General features: G+C 50.6%; 16 protein-coding genes. 3 read left to right on the top strand and 13 right to left on the bottom strand.

Annotation, left to right across the window (positions count from 1 at the left end):
- Positions 1-103: 103 nt before the first annotated feature.
- Both NK662_RS13205 and NK662_RS13200 read left to right on the top strand, forming a co-directional pair.
- Complete coding sequence (locus NK662_RS13205; RefSeq protein WP_254759409.1) at positions 104-1363, top strand: VanW family protein; 1260 nt, start codon at positions 104-106, stop codon at positions 1361-1363.
- Between the two features lie 101 nt (positions 1364-1464).
- Entirely contained in the window at positions 1465-2019 is a 555-nt protein-coding gene (locus tag NK662_RS13200) for a TVP38/TMEM64 family protein (RefSeq protein WP_254759408.1), read from the top strand.
- On the opposite strand, the gene NK662_RS13195 is transcribed toward NK662_RS13200, so the two are convergent.
- From NK662_RS13195 to NK662_RS13180, 4 genes are all read right to left on the bottom strand, one after another.
- Complete coding sequence (locus NK662_RS13195; RefSeq protein WP_254759407.1) at positions 2016-2525, bottom strand: hypothetical protein; 510 nt, start codon at positions 2523-2525, stop codon at positions 2016-2018. The two genes, NK662_RS13200 and NK662_RS13195, sit on opposite strands and share 4 nt — an antisense overlap.
- A gap of 76 nt (positions 2526-2601) precedes the next feature.
- A complete protein-coding gene (locus tag NK662_RS13190; protein ID WP_254759406.1) occupies positions 2602-4227 on the bottom strand; it encodes a M4 family metallopeptidase in 1626 nt (541 codons plus the stop codon).
- Positions 4228-4425: 198 nt separating this feature from the next.
- On the bottom strand, positions 4426-4713 hold the full coding sequence (locus NK662_RS13185; RefSeq protein ID WP_254759405.1) for a hypothetical protein: 288 nt from the start codon (positions 4711-4713) through the stop codon (positions 4426-4428).
- A complete protein-coding gene (locus tag NK662_RS13180; protein WP_254759404.1) occupies positions 4710-5984 on the bottom strand; it encodes a helix-turn-helix transcriptional regulator in 1275 nt (424 codons plus the stop codon). Before NK662_RS13180 ends, NK662_RS13185 begins: the two co-directional genes overlap by 4 nt.
- Positions 5985-6187: 203 nt before the next feature.
- Between NK662_RS13180 and NK662_RS13175 the strand changes: the two genes are divergently transcribed.
- Positions 6188-7654 (top strand): nicotinate phosphoribosyltransferase, encoded by a 1467-nt coding sequence (locus tag NK662_RS13175; RefSeq protein WP_254759403.1) that lies wholly within the window; start codon positions 6188-6190, stop codon positions 7652-7654.
- Between the two features lie 20 nt (positions 7655-7674).
- Here the strand turns inward: NK662_RS13175 and NK662_RS13170 are convergent, their stop codons facing one another.
- From NK662_RS13170 to NK662_RS13130, 9 genes are all read right to left on the bottom strand, one after another.
- Positions 7675-8079: a GNAT family N-acetyltransferase gene (locus NK662_RS13170; RefSeq protein WP_254759402.1), complete on the bottom strand. Its 405-nt coding sequence runs from the start codon at positions 8077-8079 to the stop codon at positions 7675-7677.
- Complete coding sequence (locus NK662_RS13165; RefSeq protein WP_254759401.1) at positions 8063-8509, bottom strand: GNAT family N-acetyltransferase; 447 nt, start codon at positions 8507-8509, stop codon at positions 8063-8065. The genes NK662_RS13170 and NK662_RS13165 overlap by 17 nt, the downstream gene beginning before the upstream one ends.
- On the bottom strand, positions 8506-10773 hold the full coding sequence (gene helD, locus NK662_RS13160) for an RNA polymerase recycling motor HelD (RefSeq protein WP_254759400.1): 2268 nt from the start codon (positions 10771-10773) through the stop codon (positions 8506-8508). Before helD ends, NK662_RS13165 begins: the two co-directional genes overlap by 4 nt.
- A 148-nt stretch (positions 10774-10921) precedes the next feature.
- The gene (modB, locus tag NK662_RS13155) at positions 10922-11590 is read right to left on the bottom strand and encodes a molybdate ABC transporter permease subunit (RefSeq protein WP_254759399.1); all 669 of its coding nucleotides are present in this window, start codon (positions 11588-11590) and stop codon (positions 10922-10924) included.
- Between the two features lie 109 nt (positions 11591-11699).
- Positions 11700-12797 (bottom strand): Ger(x)C family spore germination protein, encoded by a 1098-nt coding sequence (locus NK662_RS13150; protein WP_254759398.1) that lies wholly within the window; start codon positions 12795-12797, stop codon positions 11700-11702.
- On the bottom strand, positions 12770-13882 hold the full coding sequence (locus tag NK662_RS13145) for a GerAB/ArcD/ProY family transporter (RefSeq protein ID WP_254759397.1): 1113 nt from the start codon (positions 13880-13882) through the stop codon (positions 12770-12772). The genes NK662_RS13150 and NK662_RS13145 overlap by 28 nt, the downstream gene beginning before the upstream one ends.
- A gap of 94 nt (positions 13883-13976) precedes the next feature.
- Entirely contained in the window at positions 13977-14858 is an 882-nt protein-coding gene (locus NK662_RS13140) for a metal-dependent hydrolase (protein WP_254759396.1), read from the bottom strand.
- 23 nt (positions 14859-14881) lie between these two features.
- Positions 14882-15805, bottom strand: a complete 924-nt coding sequence (locus tag NK662_RS13135) for an alpha/beta hydrolase (RefSeq protein ID WP_254759395.1) — start codon at positions 15803-15805, stop codon at positions 14882-14884.
- Between the two features lie 13 nt (positions 15806-15818).
- Positions 15819-16208, bottom strand: coding sequence for a globin domain-containing protein (locus NK662_RS13130; protein WP_254759394.1), 390 nt, complete (start codon positions 16206-16208; stop codon positions 15819-15821).
- Positions 16209-16213 lie beyond the last annotated feature (5 nt).

The raw sequence follows: 16213 nt of genomic DNA, 5'->3' as shown, positions 1-16213 counted from the left end.
ATTACACAACTCTCATGATTGATAGTATAATAGAGGCTAAGTACATGGAGGCCTTGCAATCTCAGATAAGCATGATTGCATATGCGTTTTTGGGGGGAAGTATATGAAGATGCGCAATTGGATGATTGGCACTGTAATTGCCGGTACCCTTGGGATCGGTGCGTTAGGGGCAATGGCTTACAACTACACCACAAAGCTGAATCATGAGCTCGATACATACGTATTGCCCCACACAACCTTCGAGGGCGTTTCCCTTGACGGCAAAACAAAAGATGAAGTGCAAAAAACCATTCAGCAAAAGGTGGAGGAATGGAACAACAAATCTATTACGTATTCTCTGCAGGGCAAAGACAGCACTTACTCTTGGAAGGAATTAGGGGTTAGCTACAAGGGACTGGACATCGCAGACACCATCTTTAAGGAACAGAAAGGCTCTCTGCAGGAGCGCTATCAGCTGCGCAAGAAAGCAAACCAGAATGGCTTGAATCGTTCCTATAAGCTAGAACCATATTTAGATACTGCAAAATACGACGCAACGATGAAGGATCGTTATAATGAACTGCTGACAAAGCCAAGCAATGCCTCTATCAGCATTGCCGGCACGGCTGTTGCGATTACTCCGGGCACAGACGGACAGAAGGTCAATAAAGATAAGCTGAGGGAGCTGTCCATACAGGCAATCAAAGACACAGCAGCCAAAGTGGAAGTCCCTCTGACTGCGGTAAAGCCGGAGCGCACCGCTGAAGACATTGAAAGCATGGGCATTAAGGAAGTCATCGCGGAGTACCGCACCTCCGTTTCCGGCCGCAATTCCAGCCAAGTCTTTAACGTGGCACGCGCCGCCAACACGCTGTCAGGCGTGTTTATCGCACCTGATGAAACCTTCAGCTTCAACAGCCGCGTTGGCATCACGGACGCTGCGAACGGCTACAAGACAGCGGCTGTATATGTAAATGGCAAAGTAGAGCAAAGTGCCGGCGGCGGTGTATGCCAAATGAGCAGCACGCTGTATGGCGCCATTCTGCAGGCCGACCTTTCCATTGTAGAACGGAGCAACCACTCCATGCCGGTCCACTATGTTCCGCTCGGCCAGGATGCAACAGTGGCAGACTACGGTCCGGACCTGAAGTTTAAAAACAACACCGGCCACCATATCTACATCCAATCCTTTGTTGAGGGCGGCAGCACGGTTGTCCGCATCTTCGGCACCAAAACCGGCAAAGAGGTATTTGTCTCGTCACAGGTTGTCGGCGAGAATGATAAATCCATTACTGTCGTAACATATAAGACAGTGAAGCAAAACGGCCAAGTAATCCAAAGCGGCATGTTAAACAGAAGTGTATACAAAAAATCAGCAGCATAACAGAAAAGAAGGCAGGAGCCCGCAGGCCCTGCCTTCTTTTCTGTTGCTTATCCTCCTGCCCTGTCATACAATCAAAAAAACTGTACATAGAGGACAAACCGATGAATTGGGATATACCTGCATTTTTAGAAGGATACGGGCTTTGGGCTGTTCCCGTCAGCATTTTACTGAACATCTTAATTAGTGTCGCAGGGCTGCTGCCCAGCTTCTTTCTCACAGCTGCAAACCTGGCGTCGTTTGGTATCGTGGAGGGGACCTTGATTTCCATTGCCGGGGAGGCAATCGGGGCCATCGTTTCCTTCCTGCTGTACCGCCGCGGACTGCGCCGCACTGCTGCAAGAAAGACCTCAGCTTTCCCGGCCATGCACCGGCTGCTCCAAATCGAAGGACAGGAAGCCTTTTGGCTGATTCTCTCTCTGCGGCTGCTGCCCTTTGCGCCATCCGGGCTGGTTACCCTGTTCGCCGCCTTGGGAACAGTCTCGTTGCCCGTATTTGCGGCTGCCAGTACAATCGGCAAGATTCCTGCTTTGCTGCTGGAGGTATACTCCACCTATCAGGTGCTGAAGGGAACATCACAGGCCAAATGGGTGATTGGCGCTCTTGCTGCTTTTGGCGTCCTTTATGTATGGCGCCGGAACAGGCAAAGCAAATCTTAAATGCTTTCCGAAGCGCCCTCTATGCTTTGCCCGCCTTCAGCCGGCCGGTACCATACCGTAAAGAAAATTGTGCCGCCCCAGGCGAGAAAGGCGCAGATGCAGCCAATGACAGCCAATAGCATTTGCTCAAAGGATTTGGTTACGCATTCGTATAAAAACAAAACAAACAGCATCAGATAAGGAACACTTCCCAGAAGTCCTCTTCTCAAGCGGCCGCCCATCCCTTCCGTCCGGCAAGCCCCCAGCATGCGCCAAATGGATACACTGGATATCCCCCAGCAAGCCGCGGCTGGAATGGATAAATACGGCGTAATGTCGGAGCTGCCGGCAACGCCAAGCAGCGCGCAGGCTGCCAGCAATCCATTCAGCCCCAATATGAAAAAACCGGTCTTGCGCCAGCCCTCCTGAAGCATGAGCTGAATCCGCTCCTGGTTCCATTTCATATAAAAAGCAAGCAGGATACACAGCACCATACTGAGTATGCCAAAGACACCGAGAAGACTCATATGCATCAGCGCTCCTTCCCATTTTTTCCATTATACAAAGAAAACAGGCACACGGCTATGCCGTGTGCCTCGCTTTTTAATATACGCCGACTGCGTCGAACGCCTTCTTGACGGAAGTTACAACGGAAGAAGTGGAACCATACAGGTCCACTGCCGCTTGTACCACTGCCGCACGCGCCTGGCTGAAGGTCGCAGACTGTGTCAGATAGTAGTTGTTGGCGCGGTAGAAGACCGCACCCGTTGCATCGTTGCCAACGCCTGTCACGGTTACGCCATAGTGCGTGCCGCCGTTTGCCAGCAGGTAGGCCGCTTTGTTGATGATGCTGCTGTTTGTATGAACGCCGCCATTATCCTGCGTGCCTGTATAACGCTTGGAGTAATGGTCAGGGTCGCCGTACTTGGACGGATCGCTCAAGGAGCGGAGCGCGTCACCGGCTGTTCCCGGCGTATAGATATCTTCGCCCATTTCCCAATCCGGTGTCCGGTTGTTATAGTATTCTACCAATGTACCAAAGATGTCGGAGATAGATTCGTTCAGTGCGCCGGACTCGTTTTGATATACGAGGTTGGAGCTGTATTCTGTCACCGCGTGGGACAGCTCGTGCGCCACAACATCAAGGCCGCCGGACAGAGAACGGAAGGTTACGCCGTCGCCGTCGCCGTAAACCATCTGGGAACCGTTCCAAAACGCATTGTTATAGCTGCGGCTGTAGTGGACGGAGGAATATAAAGGTGCTCCTGCGCCGTCATAGGAATTGCGGCCGAACTTGTTCTTGTAGTAGTCATAGGTTACGCCTGCATAGTAATGGGCGTCAACAGCCGCCGCATCATAGCTTGCGTTGAATACATTATCCACATCAGACCAAAGGGAGCCTGGGAGTGTTGTACGGTTCTTTGCATCGTATGTGTAGATCTTTGCACCGCGCGTGTTATCCTGCAGGTAGTAGTAGGAACCGGACTTTGTCGTATTGATGGACTTTGTATCCCCCAGTACGCCGCGTCCTGTTCCGACTGCGTTTGTTCCTGTAACCTCGTGCAGTGTGTTGAACTTATTCAGGATCTTTCCTGTTGCCGCATCCACGAAATAATAGTAGTTGCCCGCTTCCGGCTCCAGGAAGTTCAAATTCACAACATAAGCGTATACAGCTTCTGCGCCATTCTGGTACACATATACTTGTGGAGATGGCTTCTTCTCATACTTTGGCTGGAAGCCAAGGTCTGCTTCTGCTGCCTTTACAGCATCCGCTTCAGAAACCCTCTTGTTTAAGAATGATAGGCCTGTCTGCTTGTCCAAATCAGCAGCAACAGAGCCGGAAACGACCTTCAGTGTACCATCCTGCTGCACATGGGCGACCTGCTGGGAGCCCCATACCGGATACCCGTTATACATCTGCTGCATACGCATAACCGTCGTGCCAAACTGGTCCTGCTCCTTCTTCAGCATTTTAAAGGATTCCTTCGCTGCCTTTTTGCCCAGCTTGTACTCGGCCTTGTTTGCTTCCAAGTAGTCAAAGACAATTGTCTCTGCATCCTTGGAGGATGGCTTTGTCAATGCGCCAGATGCGAATTCCAAAGACTTTGTTGCCTCATTGAACTTCTTCGTGGACAGCACATTTTGGGACGCTGCAAATGTTGCAGACGGCGCGAATGCCGTAATTGCCAAACCTGCTGTCAGGGCTACTGCCAAGCTTTTCTTTCTCATAACCTTCCCCCTAACGGATCTCTTCTCTTCTCTTTTTTCGGAAGAGTAACCACATCTTATCATTTGCCAGATAGTTTGAAAATACTGAATTGACACTTTATAACTTTCTCAAGTTTTGCATGCATTTCTTAAACAATTTTTATATAAATTAAAAAGTCCTGCTTTACCAGGCACGGTAAAACAGGATTTTTTACTGGCTTATACGGTTGCCTGCACATCGCTTCCCTTAGCGAACAGGCCTGGATGGTCTGCGTCAAACTGCGGCGTTACTGCTCCACGCTTGGCAAATAAGCCTGGATGGTCTGCGTCAAACTGCGGCGTTACCGCTCCACGCTTGGCAAATAAACCTGGATGGTCTGCATCAAACTGCGGCGTTACCGCTCCACGCTTGGCAAATAAACCTGGATGGTCTGCATCAAACTGTGGCGTTACTCCCCCTAGTACAAGGGAACCCAAAACCAATCCTGTTAATAAAATTTTTCTCATATTTTCTCCTCTCTCCCCTGTTCTGCTATTTGTACAGCTAATTTATAATAGCGTGCACTTTCCTTATATTCTAGCTTCATTTCAAAATATTCTGCAAGCTGTAAATATACTTTTTTCAAATTATGCCAACTTTTTCTATCCTTAAAAAATGGAATGGCTTCCTTCTCCAGAAACTCCTTATAGAGTTTAGAGTTTGAACAATATTTGTAATAGGCTGCCTGGAATATGTATTTCCAGTGTTCTTCCACCACTCCTTGAAGTGCAATCTCTACCCCGACAGTAATCCAGCTTTTTGCCTCCTCCAGCAAATTTAGAGACAAGTATTGGCTCACGAGTTCCTGCAGAGTAACCAGGTAGCTGTCGGTACCTGACTGTTTATGCCCTAAGCTTTTCAAATACCATTTAATTGCGCTTTCAAGATTATGCTGATGAGAATGTACGTGTCCCATATTGTGATACACAATGGCATATATCTCACTTCGATCCGAGAATGAAGCCGCCGCCTGCAAAATCTTCTCGTAAGTCTGCAGTGCCCGCTCATACTCCCCTAAGCGGGTATAGTTGATAGCCATAATGATCTGGCAGTTAATAATTACACGGAACATATAGTCATTCTGCAGCCCATCCATCGCAATCTGTGCAAAATACAGCGACTTGTATACGTTGTGCATCCTGCTGTGGGCCAGCGCGAGATTGTAGTACATGCCTGCTTCAAAGTATTTCAGCTCTCTTGCTTGCTTTTCGGCTTCTGTCAGGACATGGATCCCCTGCCCCCACTCGCCCTTTATACAAGCCATGATTCCGCATACATATGTGTAAAGCATACGGTGAAACGGCGCATACTTTGCCGCCGCTTTCTTTAGATCCTTAGCCAGTTGTTCCGCTTCCTGCATGTCCCGCACCAGCACCTTGTATCGCAGGCGCAGCACATTATAGTAGTTTAATATCTCCGCGTTGGAAATGCGTGCAAGCTTTGCCTCCAGCTCCCCGTACAGCTCTGCGGCTGCTTCACGTTCCGTATCCCGTAATGCGGCATTCCATTTATCCAGCTTGTCAGCTACATCTTCCTCCATGTCTCTTACACTATCTTCTTCAATTCCGAGGCGCTCGCACAGCAGTCGCAAAATATCAGCAGAGGGGACAAGCCTGTCGTTTTCAATCTTACTCAAGTAGGATACCGAACAAATACCCCGGCAGAGCTCCTCCTGCTTCATCTTCTTTTCCAGACGCTTATAAAAGAGGTCCTTGCCAACCAGCTTTGTCGACTGCAAGTTCATCCCTCCATCCCTTCTTCATTGTGTCTCTATTTTACTCTCTCTGTTCTGGAAAGAAAACAAGGAATCGTCAGACTTTTGTTACATTTTCAAGTCCCGGCAAGGCTGTGGACAAGGAATTTCATCCCTTCATATAGAAGGGAATTTTTAACAGCATTCTGACTCATACTGTATAACAGACCAAGGATGGAGGGGTCCAGATGGAGAAACATTATGCGGATGACAGCTTCGGGCTGCATACGGACTTATATCAAATTAATATGACAGAAACATACTGGCGCGATGGCATCCACAATCGCCGGTCTGTGTTCGAGATTTATTTTCGCAAGCTGCCTTTTGGCAATGGCTATGCGGTATTTGCCGGTCTGGAGAAAATCATTCAATACCTGCAATCCTTCCGCTTCACAGAAAGTGATATCGCCTATCTGCGGGAGGAATTGGAGTATGAAGAAGAATTCCTGGATTACTTGAGCAAGCTCCGCTTCACCGGGAATCTCCGGTCCATGCAGGAGGGAGAACTTGCGTTCAGCAATGAGCCCCTTATCCGGGTGGAGGCACCGTTGGCAGAGGCACAGCTGATTGAAACGGCTCTGCTCAATATTGTCAATTATCAAACCTTAATCGCCACGAAGGCATGCCGGATGAAGCAGGTGGCCGGCAATGGCGCACTGATGGAATTCGGGACACGGCGGGCGCACGAATTTGATGCTGCCATTTGGGGAACACGCGCAGCCTTTATCGGCGGGTTTGCCGCTACGAGCAACGTGCGTGCCGGCAAGAAGTTCGGCATCCCTGTTACAGGGACACATGCCCACGCTCTCGTACAGGCCTATCGGGATGAATACAAGGCCTTCTGCGAGTACGCAGCCTCACACCGAAAGTGCGTGTTTCTTGTGGATACGTACGATACACTCAAGTCCGGCGTGCCGAATGCTATCCGTGTGGCCAAGGAATTTGGGGACAAAATCGAGTTTGTCGGCATCCGCCTCGACAGCGGGGATATGGCCTATCTGTCGAAGGAAGCGCGGAAAATGCTCGATGCTGCCGGCTTTCCGCAAGCAAAAATCATTGCTTCCAGCGACCTCGATGAATACACGATTATGAACCTGCAGGCGCAAGGGGCCAAGATTGATATGTGGGGTGTCGGCACCAAGCTGATCACAGCCTTTGAACAGCCGGCCTTGGGGGCAGTCTACAAGCTCGTTTCGATTGAAGGTGAGAAGGGCGAGATGCTGGACACAATTAAGCTTTCCTCAAATCCTGAAAAAATCAGTACGCCCGGCTTAAAGCGGGTGTATCGAATCATCAATAAGGTGAATGGCCATTCCGAAGGAGATTATATTGCTTTGGAGCATGAGGAGCCGCAGCACGAAGAAAGACTGCGCATGTTCCACCCTGTGCACACCTTCATCAGTAAATTTGTGACTGACTTTGAAGCGAGGGAATTGCAGCACGATATTTTTCAAAACGGCAAGCTTGTCTACACCTTGCCCGACATCCGCGATATTCAGGCGTATGCTGCCGGCAACTTGGGCCTGCTGTGGGAGGAATATAAGCGGACGATGAATCCCGAGGAGTATCCGGTCGACCTCAGCCAGGCCTGCTGGGATAATAAAATGCAGCATATTCAACGTGTGCGGGAAGAAGCCGCGCGAACATCACAATAAAAAGCCGCGGCTGCGGCTTTTTATGCTTTCTTATACAATGCAGTCCGCGGGTTGTCAAAGGTGCGGAATTGCTGCTTTTCATAAAAGCCGGCGGCTTCCGGGGCGGTCAGCAGAAACAGCATCGTCCCTTCCTCCAGCAGCCCGGTCAGCTGCTTCAGCAGCTCTTCGCCAATGCCTTTTCCCTGATAATCCGGATGAACAGCCAGGTCATTCACATAGCAATCAAAGCAGGCATCCGTGAAGGCGCGGAGAAATCCGACAAGCCGTCCCTCATGACGCGCGGCAATCCGCACTGTTGCCCGGTCCAGCATCATCCGCAGCTTTGCCGCTTCCTGCGGCCGATTCAGCCCGGCTTCCCGGTACAGCTTCAGCACCTCTCCCACTTCGACTCCGCCATTAATTTCGTAGCTAATCTGCTGCTTCATCTCTTCTTCTCCCCTTATGTCGTATATATTTGCAAAAAAATCTCTCCACCCCTGGATACTTCTCTCCCAAACTTGAAACAGCAAACCCGCAGCTTCGATAGAATCCGACGGCATCGGCATCTGTTTCTGCTGTCAGCTGCTGCAGATGATACAGCCGGCAAACACGGCGAATCATATTGCCGGCAATGCCTTTCCTTTGACAAGAAGGAGCGACAGCAAGATGACAAATCTCCGCTGCACCCGCCCCGGACAGTTCAATCCCAATGCAGCCGACAATATTTTCATTCTCCATCCAAGCATATAATCCTCTATTTTTGTTTATTACATATTCCTTATAAATAGCAGGAATTTTGTCTGCCGCCGCAGCCAAAGAAAGCAAATCATACAGCTCCGGTTGTATGATTTGCTCGGTCATCTTCTTCATCTTCATAAGCTCAGCAGCCCTTCCGGCACACTGCCGAGCAGCACAGCACCAGGCTCTTTCGCATATACATGCAGCCGGTGCAGCGGCCTTGTCATCCCGACATACAGCAGCTGGGCGTCCAGCTCCTCCGGCTGATAAGCCTCGTGATAGGAGACAATCCCGACACAGTCAAACTCCAGCCCTTTGGCAACATGGACAGGGATGACTGAGAGAAAGTCATGATCCAGCTCCTGCTGCTCAGTCATCAGCTGGACAGGAAGCAGGCTGTACTTCTCCAGCACTTTTACCACCCGCTCGCACTCTTCCTTCGTTTTCCCCAGCAGGGCAAAGGATTTCAGCTTCGCTTCCTTTCCTGTGCGCACCATGTCCTCCACAAAAGCAGCCAATTCACCATCAGTCTCATATCGCCGGCACTCCGGCAGTCTGCCGTGGCGGACAACCGGCACCGCCAATGGCACCTTCACCTCACAGTAGCTGCTCAGGACATGATTGGCCAGATTCATAATTTCAATGGTAGTCCGGTAGCTTTTTTCCAGGGTCATATAGCTTGCCTGCGGAAACAGCTGCTGCTGCAGCTTCTCCCAGCGCCCAATGCCGCGGTAGCTGTGGATGCCCTGCGACAGGTCGCCGAGGATGGTGAACAGCTCGGTCCGGCATACCTTTTTTAAGGCATACATTTCAAACATCGTATAGTCCTGTGCCTCGTCAATCACGACACTTTTCGTTTTGACTTCTACCTTTGTTCCGTACAAATAGTGCTGCAGGTACAGAAGCGCCGCAGCGTCCTCAGCCCGGTAGCTCCGCTTCTTCGGCAAACGGGAGGCCTGCAGCTCTGCCGACAGCTCCTCGCTCAGCTGCGGGCCGTACTGCCGGAGGACCGCTCCATCTGTCAAAAACTCCTCATAGTAGCTATAGATGTCCCGCTTGTGAAACTTCTTCATGTATGCGTTCGCTGCCGTCCGGCATTCCCGCTTAAATTCCTCCAGGAGCGCTTCCTTTTTCTCCATGACCCGGGTGACCATTTCCTTCCGCTTCTCATCGTTCTGAATGGCCAGCGCCTTTTCCAGGCTCACCTCGTACCGTTCCAGGATGCGCTCCTCCAGCTCCTTTTTCTTCGTCCGCACGTAATTCTGCAGGACATTCTTCAGCTTTTCCATACGGCGGTAGACGGGCAGATACTTATATTCATGCAAAAAGAGCTTGCGGATCCGCTCCTGCCGCATCACTGTGATGGAGCCGATTTTGAAATCCTCCTGCGGCACGAGCGCTTTTTCCACATCCTTGGCATATTGCTGCACCATGCGGGCATACTGCAGCGATCCCTTAAAGGCGACAACCTCTTCACGCTCCTTGATCCCCGACAGAAGCGGAACCAGGTCCTGATCCATTCGGGTGAATGCCAGCTTCTCGTCTACACATTCCCGGACAAAATCGAGAAAGGTCTTCTGCTGTACCTGATCCACCCCAAGCTCCGGCAGCACCTCGGAAATATACGTCAAGAACAGCTTGCTCGGCGCCAGAATCATGATGGACTGCGGCGAAAAATGCTGTGCATGCTTATAGATGAAATAGGCGATCCGATGCAGAGCAATTGTCGTTTTCCCGCTGCCCGCCACGCCCTGCACAATAAGGGGGCGGTACAAGTCAGCGCGGATAATCCGGTTCTGCTCCTCTTGAATGGTTGATACAATATCGGTGAGGCGGTTTTGCGCACTGCCTGACAGGGCCTCCTGCAGCAGGTCATCATGGGTTGTGATATCAATATCCCGGATTTCCTGCAGCTCCCCCTCCTCGATGATATACTGCCGCTTAAGCGAAATGTCCCCTTCAATCACTTCATCTCCGACCTCATAGGAGACATAGCCGATTCGGCCGTCATAATACACATTGGCTACAGGAGAACGCCAGTCCACAATGATATTCTTCTGCGTATACCGGTCATATAGGGATACCTTGCCGATATACAGAGGTTCCGGCCTGCTTTGTGTGGTATCCTGAAAATCAACTCTGGCAAAGTAAGGGCGGTTCTGCACCCGCTCCAGCTGCTTCTGCTCCCGCTTGACCATTTCCAAAAACTGCACGTTTGTAAGCAAGCTTGTGTAGCCAAGAGAACTGTCCAGGGAATTCAGATTCGCAAAGGCCTCCCATATATTCTCCTGAAACTCCTCACCGCTCTGCCTTGCTTCCTTCAGCACCTGTTGAATATACGTTCTCGTAGACTGTAAGTAAGCCTGCTCCTGCTGATAATCCGGATGCTGCTTTGCTGACATGTGTATGCCTCCTTCCAAGGGCAAGAAAAGGACAAGCCTCATGCAGCCTGTCCTTGCTTCCTGTACCGTTCTTACTAAAACAGAAAAATATTATAACAGCTATCCCCATCTATTTCCAGTTATTTCTTTACAAAAATCGGGAAAGCCTTTAGCCAAGCCACTTTGTATGTAACACTTGGATGACAGCCAAGAAAGCCAGCGACAAGCTGACTGTCAGCAGCACCCACAGCCACGCCAACTCCATATTTCCGGCGTCCATCGCCATATAAATGGCCAGCGGCAAGGTTTGGGTCCGGCCGGGAATGTTGCCCGCAAACATGAAGGTTGCCCCAAACTCCCCCAATGCCCGGACAAAGCTGAGAATGGCCCCGCTCAACAAGGCCGGGAAAGCGAGCGGCAGCGTGATGTGCCAGAACACCCGCCTCTCATCCGCCCCAAGGTCACGGGCGCTTTCCTCAAGCGCCCGATAGTTGCCGGAAAAGCCGCTTTTGGCAGACTGATACATCAGCGGGAAGGCAACCACGGCGGAGGCAAAAACTGCCGCCCACCAGGTGAACATAATGGGCTGCTGAAATACCGCTTCAATGAACTGGCCGATTGGGCTGGTCCGTCCAAAGATGACAATCAAGAAGAAGCCGACTACAGTCGGCGGCAGCACAATCGGCGCCAGAAACAGCGTCTCAAGCAGCACCTTCCCGCGAAAGGAAGACTTGGCCATAGCACGGCCGGCAAGCGTGCCCGAAATCATGGCGATCAGGCCGGCCGCACAGGCTGTTTGTATCGATAGCATGACAGGTGTCCAAAATTGTGAATGCATGATTTTCACTCAATTCATTGAGATTTGAAGCAGTGCTTCTCCCTTTATTATAGGAAGCAGGCATATGAAACAGCAACGCCAAAATAAATAAGTCTCCCCTGCCGGAGACTTATTCAGTCAAGCCTGTGCTTGTCAAATCCACATCGGCCTTCACCTGGAACCGCAGCTTTGGGTAAATCCCCTCCCAGGCCTTCATTTCAGCGGCAACCGAATCTGTATGCCGCGCCCGGTAACGCATCCCGAGCCCCAGCGGGTCGATATTTTCCTTCTGCATATCCTCCAGAAACTGCTGAACCTGCTTTGCCAGCGCCGGTTTGGCCATCCTTTCATACTTCGGCATATCCTTCGCCTGCAAATCCTGAAGCGATTCTTCAATGATTCCCTTGAACGTAACATGAAATGCCGCATAAGGCTGATCTCCATCTGTATGCAGCACATATGAAATCTTTGGATTATTGGCTGACACAACAAAATGTATATTGTCGTTTGAAACATTTAAACCCACATTGCTGAAGGAGTTGGTCAGCACATTCAGCATCCGCGTCTGCCGCTTATTCAGGAGAACCTCTTTCTGATCATGGATCACCACTGCTTGATTAATAGAGAAGAGGTCTTTCTCTTCATTCGCCTGCATGACAGGCAGTGCCGGATCAATCCCTTCATCGAACAGTTTGCGGCGGAAATCAAATAGATAGGTGGACGTAATGAAAGGGGTTTGCGTACCCGCCTGGCCGAAGGAGAGGAAGATGCTGTTGGAAGGCAATCGCTCCGATTTTGGCTTAATGAGGAGAACTGTCTTTGCATCCGGCTTCCCTTGGGCCATCCAGGCAATCTGCTGAATATCACGGCGTCTGGCAAAAAAATCCACAGTCTGGCGTAAATTGTCATGGATAATTTTCTCGCCAAGTATAATCACTTTGGCATGGCCAAAGTCCAGCTCCTTGTCAACCTTCGACTTGATGACCCGGATTGCTTCGGAAATGGAAGTCGCCTGCTCTGAAACCACAATGAACGTATTATCCGCCACCTTTGGTGTGCCGTTCGGAACTGCGAGCTTGAGCGACACCTCATATGGCTTTTTGTCATCACTGCTTCTATCGACCCCAATCGTCACAACGAAAAACCGTTTGTCAATATCCTTGAAGGAGCAGCCTGATACAAGCAGAAAACATGTACAGATTAAGAGCTTGATTCTGATGGCCGCCATTTCTTTTCCCTCCAAACAATCCAAATCATCAATCCTGCAGCAAGTATATTAATTGGCAACAGCGCCTGCAGATAGATTCTCCCTATGTTATAAATCAAATACTCATCCACTTTCAGTGCAAGACTAATGGAGATGGAGCAAAAAGCAAGCAGAAAGATGCCGGGCACAACAGGCATGCCCTTCCACTTCAGCTTTTGGCCCGGCAGCACTTCCTTCCCCAGCTCGATAGAGACATGCCACAGAATGGAAACATAAACCAGTGACATAGCCAGGTACAGCAGTAAAAAAACAAACAAAACCCGCTCAATGAAGCCGTATTCCATCCGCAGTGCATCGGCAGTCATAATCCAAGGGTATACATAGTCCTGAATCCCTTCCACGCCATTGACGCCAATGGGGATGTACATGGTTGTAAATAGATTGACCATTCCCCCGACACCGATAAGCAGCCAATATTTCCAGGTGATTTTTCCCTTCAGAATCCGATTGAACACAGCAAGATTTGAAATGCCAAGCATCGTATAAGATGCGGCGGCAACCCCATTCCATGACGGTGGCTCCCTATAATGGCTGAGCGACTCCAGCACCGCGTCCCAGCTCATGTACTCGTTCGCATAAGCCTTGAAAAAAATCAGAAGAACCAACGGCACACAGAAAATCATCACCAATTCCAGCGCATACAGAATCCGGTCGGACTTCATCACAGCGCCAAAGCAAACTACAACAAGATAGATGCCAATCAGGTACCCTGGATTAATTTCCGGGTCAATAAAGCGTTCCGAGAGATGGGAAAATGCCTGTAGTGTCAATAGTCCGGCCGCAAACCACATAAGGGAAACAAACAGGACATAGACGGTCACCAGCCATCCCGGCATATGTCTCTTGACAATCTGCGGATATGTTTCCCCGGGAAATTTCGACATAGTCTTGTAAAAGATATATGAGAACAGCAGTCCAATGGGCACGGCAATCAGCATAGACAAAACACTGCCCGAGAGGCGCTCCTCAAGCAGCATGTGCGGCACATACGCCACCACATTCGTCAGCATATTTAACATAATTAAGTATAAAAAGTAGCGGTTCATGCGCTCTCCTTTCCTTATGCCATTTCTCTCCAGTTATTCTCTTCCCCCCAACCCATTTCTATCCATAAAAAAAGAAGAACCCTGCTGGTTCTCCTCACCTTTGCACTTCCCCATGCTTTTGCATATACTCAAACAAAAAGGACTGGCCGTTCCGATAAAAGCGTGGATCATACACACCAATCCGCTTGTTGTCATCCACGACCACAACAAATGGCGCCCATTGATACAGGGTTTTTGCTGCCGGCACGGCTCGAAACAGCGCCGTTAAATTGGCTTCCTCCTTGGAAGCGAGAGTGGTTTGCAGCTTCGCTTCGCTCAATAAACTGTCATCTATAATATCCACTCTTTCCCCCTTCTTGCCGATGACCGAATAATGCCACGGCAGAAAGCTGGCAGACAGGGCAACCTGGTCGTACTTGCCGGCATACTGCTGATACAGCACATACCCTTGCGCGCTTTGCAGCAGCACATGCAGAGCCATGGCCGCGAAGGCCCAGCGGTATATAACAGGCGCCTGCTGCCTGTGCGTTCTCGCCATGAGATATGCCGTCAACAAAATAAACCAAAACACAAAATCGACAATGGGGATGGTGCCGAATGTGACCCTCATCTTGGAAAATGGTTCAAAATAGCCGGTGCCCCAGGCGTTGAACAGGTCGCTGGTGCTGTGGATCCATACAGCAAGCAAGGCCAGCCAATATAAGCGGCGGTCCCGCACCCCAAACAGCAATACGCCCAGCCCGTAGAACAGCAATGCCCACAGCGGCATCAAGAAGAGAGAATGCGTGATGCCGCGATGCCACATTTGATACAGCCCTTCTGTATCCCATAGCTGGGATACAACATCAATATCAGGAATTTGGCTTGCCCCCACAGTTGTCAGCAAGCAAGCCCGTCTCTCCTGCTTTGTCATCTCATCCTTGCGAACAGTCCCGTACAGCCCGAGACCGAACAGAGTATGTGTAATTGTATCCATGGAAAGCTCCTTCCCGAGCGGATTTACAATTTGGCCCGGAGCCATTGCCAAATATCTTCATGCACTTCCTCCCGGTTCACCTCATGCAGCATTTCGTGCCGCCCCTCCGGATACAGCTTGCAGGATACGTCCTGCAAGCCCGCTTCCACGAAAGCCTGATAGGCGTGCAGCACACCCTTTGTTTGCTGTCCGACAGGGTCCAGACTGCCTGATACAAAGAAAACGGGAAGCTGCTTGGGCACACTGGCGATGCCCCGCTTATCCATGATGGCTTCTGAGCCTGTGAATAAGTCGTAGAAGAAGCCGGCGGTGAAAATACCGCCGCACAGCGGGTCCTGTATATAAGCGTCCACTGCTTCACTGTCACTGCTCAGCCAGTCGAACGGCGTGCGGTTCGGCTTAAATGACCGGTTGAATTGGCCAAATGATATCTCATTCAGCACGTGGCTCCGGGCACGGCTGCCCCGAATTCGCTTCTCCATGCCGGCAATCAGCTTTCCAAGCTTCAGGAGAAAAGGCGGGTTGTCGCCTGTTCCCGATAGAATAAGCCCCCGTACCTCTTTTCCATACAGCTGCACATAGCGGCGGGCCAGGAAGGAACCCATGCTGTGCCCAAACAGCACGATCGGAATACCCGGATTCTCCTGCTGAATCCGCTCTGTCACCGCATGCATATCCTCCACAACCTTCTCAAAGCCGGCTTCATCCGCAAAATAGCCGATATCTCCGGCTGCCGCTGCAGTCCTGCCATGCCCGCGATGGTCATTTCCATATACCGCAACACCCTTACTGACGAGGAAATGGGCAAATGCATCGTATCTGCTGACATGCTCAGCCATGCCATGGGCAATTTGGACGATTGCCCACGGCTGTTCCGTGCCGCTCCACCGCTGCACAGAAAGCTGAATATCATCTGGTCTGCTGATTGTGAACCTATGCTGTTCCATGCGCCTTGCCTCCTTAGTTTGTCTGCAGCATGGTATTGACCATAATGGGCGCAATTTGCGTCAGCCGGGCAAACAATGCCTGCCCCGCTTCCGTTTCGCTCAGCCCCATTTCATCGAAAACTTCCTTCATCAAACGAAGCCACTCCTGGGCACGCTCCGGCGTAATCTCAAATGGCAGATGGCGCATCCGCATATTCGGCGGGCCAAATTCCTGTGAATACAGCGGCTCCCCCCCTGTAAGCTGTGTCAAAAACATATATTGCTTCCGCATGATTTCCTCCATGTCGCCATGAAACAGCGGGCGCAGCTTTTCGTTGCTGTATACCTTCGGGTAGAAGGTTTCGACAATACGGCGGATAGTTTCCGCTCCGCCAACTTGTTCATAGATGGTCTGCAGCTGCATATCTG

Origin of the sequence: Ectobacillus ponti, assembly GCF_024294785.1 — a bacterium.
GTDB lineage: Bacteria > Bacillota > Bacilli > Bacillales > Bacillaceae_G > Ectobacillus > Ectobacillus ponti.
Note: the sequence above shows the minus strand (reverse complement) of the source record. Positions and strands in the feature narration are given on the sequence as shown.